Source organism: Enterobacter cloacae complex sp. IR5418 (assembly GCF_049238105.1).
Classification (GTDB): domain Bacteria; phylum Pseudomonadota; class Gammaproteobacteria; order Enterobacterales; family Enterobacteriaceae; genus Enterobacter; species Enterobacter hormaechei.
Map to the genome: position 1 here is coordinate 62,422 of NZ_JBMKHS010000008.1, position 14,895 is coordinate 77,316.

Annotated in this window: 13 protein-coding genes and 1 pseudogene; 8 read left to right on the forward strand and 6 right to left on the reverse strand. The window is 51.9% G+C overall.

Going from position 1 to position 14,895, the window contains the following annotated elements:
- Positions 1 to 40 precede the first annotated feature (40 nt).
- The 3 genes from ACOTX7_RS08805 to ACOTX7_RS08815 all read left to right on the forward strand — a co-directional run bounded on the left by ACOTX7_RS08805 (position 41) and on the right by ACOTX7_RS08815 (position 3,399).
- Positions 41 to 781, forward strand: a complete 741-nt coding sequence (locus ACOTX7_RS08805) for a response regulator (protein ID WP_048973863.1) — start codon at positions 41 to 43, stop codon at positions 779 to 781.
- A complete protein-coding gene (locus tag ACOTX7_RS08810; protein ID WP_221255989.1) occupies positions 778 to 2,073 on the forward strand; it encodes an ATP-binding protein in 1,296 nt (431 codons plus the stop codon). Before ACOTX7_RS08805 ends, ACOTX7_RS08810 begins: the two co-directional genes overlap by 4 nt.
- Before the next feature lie 135 nt (positions 2,074 to 2,208).
- Positions 2,209 to 3,399: a cytochrome c biogenesis protein/redoxin gene (locus tag ACOTX7_RS08815; protein WP_221255990.1), complete on the forward strand. Its 1,191-nt coding sequence runs from the start codon at positions 2,209 to 2,211 to the stop codon at positions 3,397 to 3,399.
- A gap of 6 nt (positions 3,400 to 3,405) precedes the next feature.
- On the opposite strand, the gene tam is transcribed toward ACOTX7_RS08815, so the two are convergent.
- Complete coding sequence (tam, locus tag ACOTX7_RS08820; protein WP_221255991.1) at positions 3,406 to 4,164, reverse strand: trans-aconitate 2-methyltransferase; 759 nt, start codon at positions 4,162 to 4,164, stop codon at positions 3,406 to 3,408.
- 84 nt (positions 4,165 to 4,248) lie between these two features.
- Positions 4,249 to 4,833: a GDP-mannose pyrophosphatase gene (locus tag ACOTX7_RS08825; RefSeq protein ID WP_221255992.1), complete on the reverse strand. Its 585-nt coding sequence runs from the start codon at positions 4,831 to 4,833 to the stop codon at positions 4,249 to 4,251.
- An 86-nt stretch (positions 4,834 to 4,919) separates the two neighbouring features.
- Between ACOTX7_RS08825 and ACOTX7_RS08830 the strand changes: the two genes are divergently transcribed.
- Both ACOTX7_RS08830 and ACOTX7_RS08835 read left to right on the forward strand, forming a co-directional pair.
- A complete protein-coding gene (locus ACOTX7_RS08830) occupies positions 4,920 to 5,678 on the forward strand; it encodes a DeoR/GlpR family DNA-binding transcription regulator (RefSeq protein ID WP_221255993.1) in 759 nt (252 codons plus the stop codon).
- A gap of 104 nt (positions 5,679 to 5,782) precedes the next feature.
- Positions 5,783 to 7,075 (forward strand): glycoside hydrolase family 28 protein, encoded by a 1,293-nt coding sequence (locus ACOTX7_RS08835; protein WP_221813147.1) that lies wholly within the window; start codon positions 5,783 to 5,785, stop codon positions 7,073 to 7,075.
- A 4-nt stretch (positions 7,076 to 7,079) separates the two neighbouring features.
- Here the strand turns inward: ACOTX7_RS08835 and ACOTX7_RS08840 are convergent, their stop codons facing one another.
- Together ACOTX7_RS08840 and ACOTX7_RS08845 are read right to left on the reverse strand one after the other, a co-directional pair.
- A complete protein-coding gene (locus ACOTX7_RS08840) occupies positions 7,080 to 7,697 on the reverse strand; it encodes a CatB-related O-acetyltransferase (RefSeq protein WP_032673833.1) in 618 nt (205 codons plus the stop codon).
- Positions 7,698 to 7,996: 299 nt separating this feature from the next.
- Positions 7,997 to 8,893: a LysR family transcriptional regulator gene (locus ACOTX7_RS08845; RefSeq protein ID WP_221813149.1), complete on the reverse strand. Its 897-nt coding sequence runs from the start codon at positions 8,891 to 8,893 to the stop codon at positions 7,997 to 7,999.
- A gap of 115 nt (positions 8,894 to 9,008) precedes the next feature.
- Between ACOTX7_RS08845 and ACOTX7_RS08850 the strand changes: the two genes are divergently transcribed.
- From ACOTX7_RS08850 to ACOTX7_RS08860, 3 genes are all read left to right on the forward strand, one after another.
- On the forward strand, positions 9,009 to 9,944 hold the full coding sequence (locus ACOTX7_RS08850; protein ID WP_221813151.1) for an alpha/beta fold hydrolase: 936 nt from the start codon (positions 9,009 to 9,011) through the stop codon (positions 9,942 to 9,944).
- Between the two features lie 154 nt (positions 9,945 to 10,098).
- Complete coding sequence (locus ACOTX7_RS08855; RefSeq protein WP_416275617.1) at positions 10,099 to 10,683, forward strand: TetR/AcrR family transcriptional regulator; 585 nt, start codon at positions 10,099 to 10,101, stop codon at positions 10,681 to 10,683.
- 66 nt (positions 10,684 to 10,749) lie between these two features.
- Positions 10,750 to 11,592, forward strand: a complete 843-nt coding sequence (locus ACOTX7_RS08860) for a nitroreductase family protein (RefSeq protein WP_221813155.1) — start codon at positions 10,750 to 10,752, stop codon at positions 11,590 to 11,592.
- 138 nt (positions 11,593 to 11,730) lie between these two features.
- Here ACOTX7_RS08860 and ACOTX7_RS08865 read toward each other — a convergent pair whose 3' ends face one another.
- Positions 11,731 to 13,131 carry an ISNCY family transposase gene (locus tag ACOTX7_RS08865; RefSeq protein ID WP_221813157.1) on the reverse strand — a complete coding sequence of 467 codons (1,401 nt, stop codon included), beginning with the start codon at positions 13,129 to 13,131 and terminating at the stop codon, positions 11,731 to 11,733.
- Positions 13,132 to 13,353: 222 nt separating this feature from the next.
- Positions 13,354 to 14,543: pseudogene (locus ACOTX7_RS08870) on the reverse strand (OmpP1/FadL family transporter).
- Positions 14,544 to 14,895 lie beyond the last annotated feature (352 nt).

The window sequence follows — 14,895 nt, forward strand, 5'->3', positions numbered from 1 at the left end:
TGCTATTTTCAATCGGTTACCTCTTAATCAGGAGCCTGCGGTGGAGCATATTGATCACATCCTTGTCGTCGATGACGACAGGGATATTCGTGAACTGATTGTCGATTACCTCGTGAAATCCGGCTATCACGCCTCTGGCGCGGCGAACGGGAAAGAGATGCGCATGGTGCTCGACAAACAGCATATCGACCTGGTGGTGCTGGACGTGATGATGCCCGGCGATGATGGCCTGACGCTGTGTCGACAGCTGCGCAGCAGCAGGCATAAGGATCTGCCGATCCTGATGCTTACCGCGCGCAATGAAGACACGGACCGGATCCTGGGGCTAGAGATGGGCGCGGACGATTACGTGGTGAAACCGTTTGTGGCCCGCGAGCTGCTGGCGCGTATTAAAGCCATCCTGCGTCGTTTTCGCACTATGCCGCCTAATCTTCAGGTCACCGAGGCAGGGCGTCTGGTGGTGTTCGGTGACTGGCAGCTGGATACCGTGGCGCGTCATCTGATTGATAACGAGGGACTGATTGTGGCGCTCAGCGGGGCGGAATACCGTCTTCTGCGCGTATTCCTCGACCATCCTCAACGGGTGCTGACCCGCGACCAGCTGCTGAACCTGACGCAGGGACGTGACGCCGAGCTGTTTGAACGTTCGATTGATCTCCTGGTGAGTCGCGTGCGACAGCGCCTGAATGAAGATGCCCGCACGCCAGCCTACATTAAAACCGTACGCAGCGAGGGCTACGTTTTTACCATGCCGGTGACCATCGTCGAGGCCAATGAATGACGCTGTGGCCCCGCACGTTACTGGCCCGGCTGCTGATCATTGTGCTGCTCGGGCTATTGCTGGCTAACGCGCTCAGCCTGACGCTGGTCATGGTTGAGCGAATGCGCAGCGCGCGCACGGTTATGCTGGGCAATCTTGAGAACGACGTCGCGACCAGCGTGGCCATTCTCGACCGGCTTCCGGCCAAAGAGCGGCCAGAGTGGCTGGAACGCCTCAGTCGCGGTAATTATCGTTATATTCTTGGTCCGGGCGAGCCAGGCGCGGCACCAACGGATAAACGCTCGCGCGATGCGGTCCGAACCCTGAAAGAGACGCTTTCTTCCCAGTATCCGCTGCGTTTTACGGCCGTTCCGGGGCCGATTTCCCATATTCAGGCCCATCTGACGCTCCGCGACGGTGCTCCACTCACCATCGATCTGATCCCGCGCATGCCCCCTGTCGCCAGCTGGTTGCCCGTGGTGCTGGTTCTTCAGCTGTTCCTTGTCGCGTTCTGCTCCTGGATTGCCGTGCGCCAGGTTGTCCGGCCATTTTTGCAGTTCACCCGCGCGGTGGATTCCCTCGATCCGGCGGCCCATTCTCCGATGACTGAAAAAGGGCCGGTTGAAGTGCGGCAGGCGGCGCAGGCTTTTAATGAGATGCAGTCGCGGATACAGACGTATCTGCGTGAACGCGCGCAGATCCTGGCGTCCATTTCTCACGACCTCCAGACGCCCATCACGCGCATGAAGCTGCGGGTCGAAATGGCGGATCAGCCTGAACTACGCGATAAGTTGCTGAGCGACCTGGATAATATGTCGCGTCTGGTACGGGAGGGGATTGCCTATGCCCGGTCATCAGAATCCCTGGAAGAGACCACGCTGAAGCTGGAGCTGAATGCGTGGGTTAACAGCATCGCCAGTGATTATCAGGACATTGGTAAAAACGTGCATTTTCATCCATGCAATACGCGTCTGCCGATCGTCACTCGCCCGCAGGCATTGCGCCGGGTGATGACGAATCTGCTGGATAATGCGCTGAAGTTTGGCGATAGCGCGGTAATAGAGATTGATGAAGATGAAAGGCAGGTAGCGATCCGCATTATGGATAACGGCCCCGGCATCCCGGAGGCAGAGCTGGAGGCGGTGTTACAGCCGTTCTACCGGGTTGAAACGTCGCGCAATCGCGAAACGGGCGGCACCGGATTAGGCCTTGCGATTGCCGCGCAGCTCACCGCTCGGCTTGACGGGAAATTGCATCTTGCAAACCGGGCAGAGGGCGGACTGACCGTAAGCGTGACCCTTCCGCGCGGTTAATTGTACGTTTTTGTATCTGCACCCCGCGCCGATACCCAGGCAGACGAAATTCAGATTTTAGCACACAGGCTGAACACATTCGTACGGTGAAATGACCTCACTGCACCTTCGCAGCTACTGTATCGTGAGGTCCTTATGTTTCTGATAATCGCTTTTTTGGGCGGCATGATTAGCCTGCTCAGTCCCTGCACGCTTCCCGTCATTCCTCTGCTGTTCGCCGGCTTTCAGGGGCAGCGCAAGCACATTCTGGCGCTTCTGGCGGGAATGATTGTGATGTTCACGTTGGTGGCGATGGTGGTAACGGTGGCCAGCGAGTGGATCGCCGACGCCACCGTTATTGGTCGCTGGATTGCGCTGTTGGTACTGAGTATTGCCGCGCTGGCCCTGATCTTCCCGCAGTTCGCTCAGCGCATTGCCCGCCCGGCGGTCAGCGCGGGAAATGTTCTCAACACCCACAGCATGCAGCGACGCGGCATGCTTTCGGCTTTTCTGGCAGGGCTGGCCGTTGGACTGTTGTGGTCACCCTGTGCCGGACCGATTCTCGGGGCGATCTTCAGCATTAATATTGCAGGACACTCGGCCATCGCGACCGGAGCGCTGTTAGCCGCTTACGGCAGTGGATGCGCATTGATGCTGGGGCTGCTTGTCGTGGGCGGGCGTAAGCTGATCGCTCCTCTGAGAGCCAAATCCGCATTGATGGCGCGTTTGCGTCAGGGGGCGGGGGTGATGATGTTAGCTGCCGTTGCGTTCAACGCCAGCGGGATGACCTCGGCACTGAAAGGCGCCAACGGTGTTGCCGACAAGCTGGAAAACGCGCTGTTGAGTCTTGCGCAACCCACCTCCTCGCAGGTGAAACTGCAACCGGTCGCTGACGCGACGCCGAGCAGCCAGTTACCCTCATTAGATGGCGGTACGGGGTGGGTGAATGGTGACCCTGTCACGTCTGAGTCCTTGCGGGGGAAAGTGGTCCTTATCGATTTCTGGACCTGGGACTGTATTAACTGTCAGCATACGCTTCCGTATGTTCGTGACTGGGCGAAGAAATATCAGTCTCAAGGTCTGGTCGTCATTGGTGTCCACACGCCTGAATATCCTTGGGAAAAACCGATATCATCGGTGAAAAACGCGGTCAACAAATGGCAACTGCCGTACCGCGTGGTGACGGATAATAACTACAAAATCTGGAGCGCGTTCGGAAATCAGTACTGGCCAGCGCATTACTATTTCGATGCGAAAGGGCAACTGCGTTACACCTCGTTTGGCGAAGGTAACTACGACAAGCAGGAGGCCGTCATTCAGCAGTTGCTCAAGGAAGCGCGTTCCTGATCCGGCTTACGGAACCCGCTGAGCCACCATAAACAGGCGCGGAAAAGCCAGCAGTATCTGCCCGTTCTCCTGGAGCGGATACTGCTCTTCCAGCAGCTCAAGGTAGCGTTTCAGATAATTTTTCTGCTCGCTTTCGTTCAGTTCCTGTAACCACGGACGTAACCCCGTCGCGCTGACCCAGTCAATAATCGCCTGATGAGAGCTCATTTGATGGAAGTAGGTGGTGCGCCAGATATCCACGTCACATCCCGCTTCCGTCAGAATATCGTAGTAAGCATGGATACCCGGCAACGGCTCGCGGCCACGTTCGGGATAACCCTGTTCCCAGGCGACTTCACGCATCAGGGCGTGCGTCGGCTCAAGCCAGTTATCAGGCATTTGTACCGCCAGTACGCCGTTTAGCTGGAGCAGTGAAACCATGTGTGGCAGAAGGTGGTAATGGTCCGGGATCCATTGCAGGGAGGCATTGGCGTAGATCAGGCTGAGAGGCTGGTCAGGTTTGTAGTGACGGATATCCGCTTCAACAAAGTGACAGTCTGGCAGCGTCTGCCGGGCTTCCTCCAGCATCGCCGGGGAGTTATCCACGCCGGTGATCTGCGCTGAAGGCCAGCGCTGTTTCAGCAGCGCGGTGCTGTTGCCTGGCCCGCAGCCCAAATCCACGGCAGTTGTTACGTCCGCCAGCGGCACCCGGGCGAGTAACTCAGCGGCGGGACGTGTGCGCTCTGCGCTGTACTGAAGATAAAGTGAGGGATCCCAGTCGGCCATTTTCGCATCTCCGTGTTGAGGTGTTCAGCAAGAATAGCACAGGCAAATACCTGCGCCGGGGCAGGTATCTGGCTAATTGTGGGATTATAAAATGCCTTTCAGGGCCAGGTGATACAGCAGCATGATGGTTTTTCCGTCGACAATCTGGCCATTCTCAATGCCCCGAAGCGCGTCGTCCAGCGTCAGTTCCAGCACATCGATATCTTCCCCCTCTGCTTTAACGCCGCCGCCCGCGCTGGTCCGATCCTGCGGGTAATATTCCGCCAGATAGAAGTAGAGTTTCTCGGTAACGGAGCCAGGGCTCATATAGGCCTCAAAAATTTTCTCTACGCGCGTCACCTTAAACCCGGTTTCTTCTTCCGCTTCGGCTTTAATCCGGCTTTCCGGGTCAAGGTTATCGAGCAACCCGGCGGCCGCCTCAATGAGATCCTCTTCGTGACCATTGATAAACACCGGGAAACGGAACTGCCGTGTCAGAATCACGGTTTTGCTGTCGCGATTATAGAGCAGGATCGTCGCGCCATTCCCGCGGTCATACACTTCACGCTCTTGTCGCTGCCAGTCGCCATCGCTGCGCTGGAGGTCAAAAGTGTATTTTTTCAGGTTATACCAGTTGTCGGACAACGTTTCGCTGGTGATGATGCGTATATCTGCACGTTTTGATTGCACGTTTGGCTCTCCTCTCGTAGAGTGAGCATCATAAACAGCACTATCGTGCAAATACAAGATGGTTCGTGCAATATCAGGAATAAATCATGCTCACAAGTCAGCGTAAACAGTTGATTCTGGAAAAACTGGAGGCGGAAGGCCAGGTGCAGTCTACTGCGCTAAGCCTTTTTTTCTCGGTATCTGAGGACACTATCCGCCGTGATTTACGTGAACTGGCGGCAGAAGGGCGTTTGCAGCGTGTCCACGGCGGCGCACTGCCAGCATCTTCAGCGGTTGCGCCTTTTGCTGAACGTCAGTCCGTTAAAATGGATGCAAAAAAACGCGTGGCACGTCGGGGGGCGCAGCTCATTTCACCGGGGCAGGTGGTGATCATCGATGGCGGGACGACCACCTCCGAACTTATTACGTTCTTGCCACCCGATTTGCAAATAACCGTGGTGACGCACAGTCCGGGTATTGCATTGGGGCTGGTCGACCATCCATGCATAGAGGTGATCCTGATTGGCGGTCGTTTGTATAAACACTCCATCGTCACGGTCGGTGCGGCTGCTATTGAAGGCATCAACAATATTCATGCGGATCTGTTTTTCATGGGTGTCACCGGTGTGCATCCTGAGGCCGGGCTGACCACCGGAGATTATGAAGAAGCGTGCATCAAACGTGCATTTTCCGGCAGAGCGGCGGAAACGGTGGTACTGGCCTCACCGGAGAAGATCAACACGGCCTCGACGTTTGTGATTGGCGACCTGTCGCGGGTGAATACGCTGGTTGTTGAGGACACAACGGATGAACGCTGGGTCAACGCGATGAAAGAAAAGGGCGTTGCGGTGATCGCAAGCCAGTAAATATCTGCTTTTTTGCCAGCCTGAGCGCATGGCTGTCAAACAGACAAAGGTTATCCGTCACGCTGATTCCTAGACTAAGGCTTTCATCTGTTTAAGGACAAGCCATGAAAGCGATCTCCATTCTGGCGTGCGGCGCGGACCCAACCGCGCAACGTCTGTCAACATCCGCCATTCAGCAGGCCATTGATAACGCTCAACAGAATGACGTCATCGTTATTCCGCCAGGGCGTTTTCTGACCGGCGCACTTTTCCTGAAAAGCGGTGTTTCGCTTCACCTGGACGCTGGCGCGCAGCTTGTGGGGAGCCAGGATCTGGCTGATTACCCGCTGATTAATACCCGGGTTGCTGGCATAGATATGCGCTGGCCAGCAGGCATTATCAATATCATCGAGTGTGAAAACGTCAGCATTACCGGTACGGGCACGATAGACGGGCAGGGTGCCATTTGGTGGCAACGCTTCTGGGGAGATGACGAGCGCAGCGGCATGGTCGGCGACTACAGCGCCAGAGGATTGCGTTGGGTGGTTGATTACGACTGTCAGCGACCGCGCAATATCCTGGTTTTTGAAAGTCAGACCATTTTGCTGCGTGATTTCACCAGTCGGGAGTCCGGATTCTGGAACATGCATCTCTGTTATTCGCGCCATATCGCGGTTGAAGGTGTGCAGATCAGCAACTCTGCGGGGCCGAGCACCGACGGGATCGATATCGATTCCTGTGAGCAGGTGCGGGTCGAACGCTGCATCGTTTCCTGCAATGACGACAATATCTGCATCAAATCAGGACGAGGACGCGAAGCGGCGCAAAAAGCACGTACCGCCCGGGATATAGTCATTCGCGGCTGTACGCTGAATAAGGGATCCGGGATCACGCTGGGGAGCGAAACCTCAGGCGGCATTGAACGCGTCCTGATTGAAGATAACGCGTTTAACGGCACAGGCGTCGGGTTTCGCATTAAGTCTGCCCGCAACCGGGGCGGGTTTATTCGGGATATCATCGTGCAGAATTTACGGCTTACAGACGTGCGTTTTCCGGTCTTAATCCAGCTGAACTGGTTTCCGCAGTACAGCTATGGCGACCGGGGAGATTTAGCTGATAAACCAGAACACTGGCGCAAGCTGGCCGCAGGTGTCGAGGGAGACGCCGGTCTTACGGTGGTCAGCGGACTGACGATTAAAAATATAACGGCGCGTCGCTCAGACAATAAATGCTTCTCGCGGGCATTTTTCATAGAAGGTTATCCGGAGCGTCCTGTGGCCGGATTAACGCTGGAGGGGATTGTGATCGACGCGACAGAGTTCGGAAAAATTTCTGGTGTGGATGGCATGCTATTTAAGGATGTGCAGGTGACTGCCGTGGAGAACACACAAGAGTGTAACGACAGTTATGAACGTTAAATCGTTATCGTAAGCTATTTTCTAGTGCGGTGATTTCACCTGACGACAATAATGGCTGGATGGAGACCAGTTTTTCTTCCGGAAGGTCGTATAATTTCAGCGCAAGTATTCGCGTAATCTCGTCTTCAGGAAAACGGTATTTAATCAGTTTGGCCGGATTGCCGCCGAAAATCGCATAGGGTGGTACATTTTTTGTTACCACAGCGCCAGCGGCAACCACAGCACCTTCACCAATTGTCACACCGGGCATAATCATCGCCCGCATTCCCAGCCAGCAACCATCGCCCAGTATGGTGTCACCACGGCTAACGTAGGCTTCTTTTATTGATTCCATGAACGGGTATAGGCTGATCCAGTCCATACGATGCGTACTATTTCCTCCCATCAGGATCACGCTCTCGGCGCCAATACAAACAAAATTGCCAATATATAATTTGTCGAGTCGACCAAGGGGTTCCCAGTCACGACTGAACTCGTCCCCAAGTAAATATCTCACGACGGAACGCTCGAATCCTTTATCCCAACAGTCACTGTAATAGCTGTGCGTACCTTTAATGTGAATATTAGGGTTAGTGACGGTCTGATGCAGATATTCTATTTTTGACCAGTGTTTTTCAGTCATTCTGAAGGCCTTTAGACTCATGGGTAAGTGATTAGCCATGTGATGATAAGTTAATTGTTTACGTTGTTACAACGGTGATTAGCCCCGTGTGGCCTTAAAACAGGTGAATAACGACTGCACCAGTCTGGCTACAATTTTCGTTATCTGACGTTTGTCAAAGCTAAGTTCAGATGTCCGGGGCAGGGCAAAGTTAAAATGTCCGCTCTGTGCCAAAAGCAGACATTGCATAAAACATCCTTTAACCTTGGCCTGCAACTTTTCACTACATTAGCAGGCTCTGTTTTAACTACCAGACTCTGTTAGGAGGGGGTTATCAGGCATTTAGCCGACAGCAAGCCAATGTTGTCACTGCAAAAATCAATATAAGCTCTGGCAGAGGCTGAGATATGTCCTTGCCTTTTATAGACCAGATGTAATGAAGAATAAGGCAGTGGATAAGCTGGAAGCAGCTCGATTAACTTTCCATTATTTATATAGTCAGCTGCAAAGAAAACCGGCAACTCTGTAATGTATTCCCCCTCAAGTGCTCCTGCCCGCAAATGAAGATAATCATTTACCGTTAAGGTGGCAGGAACTTCATAGGCATGATTGCCCAGCATCCAGACGGGCCGTGCCCCTGTCACCGATCCCCAGGCCGCACAGGGATAGCCCGTAAGATCGGACGGTTTTACAGGAAGCGGTGCTGAACTGAAAAGAGCAGTGCTGGCGACCAGAATATGACGAAAATCCATAAGGTGGCGAATAACCACGGAGTCGTCAGCGATAGTTCCGACTCTCAACGCAACATCAACGCCTTCAGAGATGAGATCCACACGACGCTCCGTCGTATGAACGCTGATAGCAATATCCGGATAAGCCTTCTGAAACTGCCTTATAAGCTGCCACCACACCTCAAGTGACTGGGGTATTGTCAGACGCAGATGTCCTGTAATACGGGGCGATGCTGTCAGCAGAGCCTGTTCGGCATCAGTCAGAATATCCATTGCTGAGCTTGCATAATTCATTAACTTTTGCCCGGCCTCGGTTAACCTGCAACCTGTGGAAGTCCTTTCGAGCAACACGGAGTTCAGCTCCTTTTCCAGCTCGGCTATTTTGCGGCTGAGCGTGGGCAAAGGAATATTGTTGTTACGCGCAGCAGCGGAAAGACTACCGCCACGTGCGGCAAGAACAAACATTTTTAAAGCATTAAGATCCACCGAACCCCTCTCATTAATGAAAGTCCCATTCCCATTCTCAGGACTGCATCTTACTTAACTCAGCTCTTAAAATGTACCCGTTATGCTACAGCTTGTTGTTAAATGAGAGGGGAAAATGATTAAGACCGCATTAGAATATTTTGGACATGATTATGAATTCGCACACAGCATCCCAGGCCTGCCAACGAAGCTCTCAGATGTGAAAGGCCTTGAGATAGGATCTTTTCAGACTAACGATGGCGTGAAGCTGACTTACTGGAAAGCGGGAAAAGGCACCCCGTTAGTATTTGTTCCCGGCTGGTCTTCAAACGGAGCGGAGTACATCAACCTTATTCATCTTCTGAAAGATAAATATGAAGTCTATGTCCTCGACCAGCGCAACCACGGGTTGTCAGATAAGGTGACTTTTGGCAATCGGATATCACGCCTTTCAGCCGATCTCAACGATATGCTGGTTTCGCTGGACATTCGCAAAGCACACCTTTGTGGCTGGTCGATGGGATGTTCTGTTATCTGGAGCTACATTGACCTGTTCGGTAACGAGAAAATCGAAAAACTGGTGTTTATCGACGAGGCAGCATCTATTTACTGTCATAGCGACTGGACTGAAGAGCAGCGTATTAATGCCGGTGCCTTTACAACATCAGCGGAAGCGATGATCTCAATGTATTACGGTAAAGGTCCCTCAAACAGGCTGGTTGTGAATACGGATATCATGGATTTTTACACCGTCACAGGCGCGCCCGCTTTTGAAAACTCACATACTTTTGCAGAAGAGATGGTGCCGCCTGATATGGTAGCCCTGGAGCTTGTGCTTTTCGACCATATTCTTAACGACTGGCGTGATGTCCTTACTCAGAAAATTTCAAACCCCGTGCTTGTCGTATCTGGTGAACACAGTAACTGGGTGGAAAGCCAGCGCTGGATTGCAGAGACCGTATCTGACGGACGGGTCATTATCTATGATAAAAAAAATAATGGTGACCATTTCCTGCATCTCAAAGAGCCGCTGACGTTTACCCGGCAACTCCATGAATTTCTGAGCAAATAAACCTAGATAGCTGTCCATTAAGGTCCTGAAGACCGTTTCCGATAAGCAGGATGTTTCAGGCGCAGCGGTGACCATAAAGATAAGCTCGATGGATTATTGACCGATCATTCCATAATTGATAAGATGAAGTCGGTTTCTTCAGCAGGAGTTAATGATGGCAGGCAGACCAAGAGAGTTTGACGACGAGCTGGTAATACAGGCCGCCATGGATGCGTTCTGGCGTAACGGCTTTGAGGCAACTTCAGCTCAGGCGCTTGTCGAGAGTACCGGGCTGGGCCGGGGTAGTCTCTATGCCGCTTTTGGTAATAAAGAAAACCTTTACCATGAAGCACTGCGTCGGTATCACCGCTCCAGCATTGAGTTTCATCAGGAAGTTTTCCGACAGCCTGGAACAGTCAAAGATCGGCTGCGCATCCTGCTTGAAAAGGGCATTGAACTAGATTTCAGTGAAATAGAGCGTAACGGCTGCATGGCCATATTCTCGCCGCTTGAGAGAGCAGCTAAAGATAAGACCGTTGAGGATCTGAGCCGCAGTTATATCAAAGAGTTGGAAGCCTTATTTGTAGCGCTTTTCGCCACTGGTATTGCTTCCGGAGAGTTTGCAGCAGAGCGTGAACCAGAGAAAATGGCAAAAGCATTTATGTGTGCCTACTTTGGCTTTCGGGTGTTCGGCAGGATCGTGCATGAGGTTGATTACCAACAGCATGCAATTCAATCGCTTATCAGCAGCATTCAGTAAAAGGCCTGACGGCCTTTTTATTTAATCAATTATTGAATGATCATTCCAGTTTTAAGGAAACAAATTATGACTGACAATTTGCAAAAAGAACAACTGATTACAGCTCGCTATGGTGAGAAAAACCGCCCCGAAAATATTATCTGGAATGCACAGATAGAAGGGCTGCTCCGACACCGTTCGGTTAGAAATTTCTCGCAGCAAGCTCTGCCGGAACACTGGTTTGAAACTCTGGTGGCAGCCGCGCAGTCTGCTTCCACATCTTCAAACCTTCAGCAGTGGAGCGTGGTAGCCGTTACCGACCCTGAGCTTAAGGCAGAAGTCAGAAGGCTCTCAGCTGGAGATAATGGCCTGGCTAATGGCTACATTGAAGAAGCACCGGCAATACTGTTATGGGTTGCCGATCTGTCGCGTAATCATGATATGACCGTCGCGGATGGGCTTAACCCGGGCGTGCATGAATATCTTGACTCGTTCATTATGGCGACCGTGGATGCCTCTCTTGCTTCACAGAACGCCACGGTTGCAGCCGAATCGATCGGGCTTGGAACAGTTTATATTGGCGCTGCACGAAATAAGGCCAAAGAACTGGCCGAGCTTATACAGCTACCGCCGCATAGTTACGTAGTATGCGGACTGGTTGTCGGATGGCCTCATCCGCAAAGTAACGCCAGTATCCGCCCGCGCCTGCCGCAAAGTGTAGTAGCGCATCGTAATCGCTATAACGCAGCCGACTTTGACGCGCATGTTAAAAGCTATGAAGAAGCGTTCCACGCATTTCGTGAAGGACTGGGAATGAAAGACAAAACCTGGAGACAGGCCGTGCAAAGTTCAGCAACCAGCATGGCTTATATGGACGGACGTCAGAATCTTCGCGCTACTCTTGAGGGACGTGGTTTCGGTTTTAAGTAAGTTTTCCTTTGCGGCTGCCTATGCAGCCGCCAGAGAGCTCAGAAAAAAATATTTCCAAATGAAATAAACGCGATGTCTGCTATTCGCTCAAAGCGGACGTTAGATACCGAAGCATTGCTGTTTATCATGGGATTCAAGTCATCTCCTTGGGCCAAAAATTTCTCCAGAACGTAATTGCAACGTCTTCAATGCTTCCAGCATATCGTCGCCATTCAGAGAACGTTGAGATTTTTTCTGTGAGGGTTTTCTGCGCCTACGCGAGGGGCCATCTCCGGCAGGGAGAGCCTGTGACCGGTTGTTGTCGCGTTTATCCTGAACCAGTTTGATAAATTCAAGTGTCCGCCCGAGGCGTTTATTGTCCACAATAGCCCCCTGGTCGATTTCCTGGAGTCGATCATAGGTGGAGTAGGGAAGAACAGCGTCATTAAGGCGGAGTTCTTTACGACCATCCGGGTAGTGCCAGACCTCGATATATTTCCCGATAGCCCTGCGACTTAATTCATTATCTTCAATCAGATAAAGCACTTTGTCATATTGCACCGTCAGGGATTTTGAAACACGGCGCGATTCCCGCCATGTGAAAAACGCGGCAAGGTCATCGTCAGTTTCAAGTGGCCGGTGAACATCAAAATCATGCCGGGGCGCTTTCGCAAAGCGCCGGTTGTAATCAGCCATAAACTCATCAGCAAATTCATTGGCTGCATCCACAGAAGAAATTCCCCTGAGACGGAACTCCTTTACAAGGCGATCCTGAAGCGTCAGATGGGCGCGTTCCACACGGCCTTTGGCAGAGCTGGTATTAGCGCAGATAGTCTGGATATTCAGCTCATGCATCGCACGGCCAAACTGGGTATAACCATCGCCGCCGGTGGCATTTTTATTGTTGATTCTGAAGACGCTGGCTTTGTCGCTGTACAATGCCAGTGGTTTGCCATGCTTTTCCAGATAGCCCCTGGTGGCTTCAAAATAGGTGAAGGTTGATTCCGATTTCACAAATCGAAGCTGCATCAGGCGGCTCGTCGCATCGTCGACGTAGACCAGTGCGGTACAGGCGGGCGCTCGGTTCTCGAACCAGTGATGGTCGCAACCATCAATCTGGATCAGTTCGCCGCAGCAGGCCCGACGATAACGCGGCTGCTGAATTTTCAGCGCACGTTGTTTGCGGGGGATCCAGAGACCGGCTTTGACCATGAGTGAACGGACAGTCTCTTTGGACAGGTGAACATCGTGCAGTTCTGCGAGTTTCTCACACGCCAGCGTAGGCCCAAAGTCGGTATAGCGATCTCGGATAATATTGAGCGCGTACTGTGCAAGGCCATTAGGCAGCTGGTTATTGCTCGGTTTGCCGCGACGGCGGTTAGCCATACCAAGTGGGCCAGATTCACGGTAACGCGACAGAAGGCGTCGGCACTGGCGATCGGAAATATCCAGGCGCTGCGCGGCCATCTGAGTGGTCAGACGCCGGTCGACAACGTCCTGAATGATTTTGAGTCGGTTAACTTCATCCAAAGTGAAAAACTCCGCTGCGTGAGCCGTCATCAGAATCCCTCGATGGTGAATCTACGTGACGGACATCTTAACTTAGCCCAGAGCGGACATTACAACTTTGCGGTTACAACGTTAGTGCGCATAATGTATATTATGTTAAATCAATCAAAACGCTTAAAAGGATGTCCTGCCGCCAGCGCCACACGCCCTGCTACATCGCGACCACAGACATTAATGCAATCTCGCGATGGCCTGGCGCGGAGGATCTACGCATTAAAATGTATAGCTGTAATTGACGCTGGCGAACCATAAGTAAGGATTGTCAAACCGACCTTTCAGTTGTTCAGGCGTTTGCACCTTCGACGATTGCATATGCAAATAGGAAACGGCAAATCCCACATTACTTTGCGGCGTCACCTGATATTGCGCGCCGGTGGCAAAACGCCATTCGTCCCCGGTCGGTAGCGTCATCGCCACATCGCTTTGCGATTCATAAATGGTGCTGTCAAAAGCGACACCGGCGTTCAGGCGCCACTGTTCTGTTGGACGATACTGCATACCCAACGAAGCATGCCACGAATCCTTTAAACGGTTCTGTTTGTCAATATCCTGCCCCGCTACCCTGATCTGAGGACTGCCAAACTGACTCCAGTCCTGCCAGCCGAGATCGCCCATGACGGACCATTGCTGATTAAGGTCATGAACCAGGCTTAGCATAATTTGTTGCGGTGTTCTGACCTGCGCGGAAATGGGCAAGTCATATTCTGTATTAGGTAAATTGGGAAAACGGGCCGTACCGTCAATATTAAAATCATATTCTGTTTTACTGGTCCAGGTTATGCCTGCCCGGGTTTGATCGGTCAATGCCATCAGCAAACCAAGCCGATAGCTCGTTGCCCAGTCATGGTCCTTTTCCGTTTCATCGTTGTTATTAACATTTCGGGTCAGCGACAGCAGACCATAGTTCACATTTACCGATCCACCAATGGATAACCTGTCATTAAGCTTATAGGCAATAGAGGGACTGAGCGTCATTGCGACCATCGTGCTCTTCTTTATGAGCCGATCGCCCGCCCAGTTACCGTAATCTGTCCCCAGGCCAAAATTACCATATAGCCCAATACCAGCGTATAAGTCATCATTCAGCTTTTGCGTATAGAATGCGCTGGCGTTCGGGAAGAAGCTCATAATATCGCCTGGGCTTTGTCTGCCAGATTCATTATCCAGCGTGTAAGAGATATCACCGTCCATCGCCTGTATTCCGCCGGTAAACATATGGTCCGGCAAACGGGTCATGCATGCGGGGTTGGTCACGATGGTCGAAGCATCCTGAGCACGCGCCGCCTGCCCCGCCCCGGCCAGAGCTGTATCTTCCGTACCTATTTCATAGAAATAGAGTCCGCTGGCATGAGCGCGGTTTGCGAAATAAGCAAACCCAGGCAAATCAGGGATAATTTTTTCATTAGCCACCTGCTCAGGAACGTATTAATAACGGTTTTATTGTTGTTAATAGCGTAGATGATGAACTGCGTATCTTCACTGTTTCAGTACGTATAGCGTGATGGTTCGGTAAGGATGAGGTTGAAACCGTTTACATTGAGATCCCTGAAAATTTATTATTAAACGCCTTTCCATTGGCCCATCACGCTCTCGACGATTACTCTTAATATACGAATAAACGACTAAATATATTCGGCATCCATTAAGAAATGTGAATATGTCAGTATCGGAAAAAGCGTTGAAGCATCTAATTTCCTTCAGAAAAAACTGGAAATACTTTTCCCCTGGCTATACTCAATTTGCCATCCTAACGAT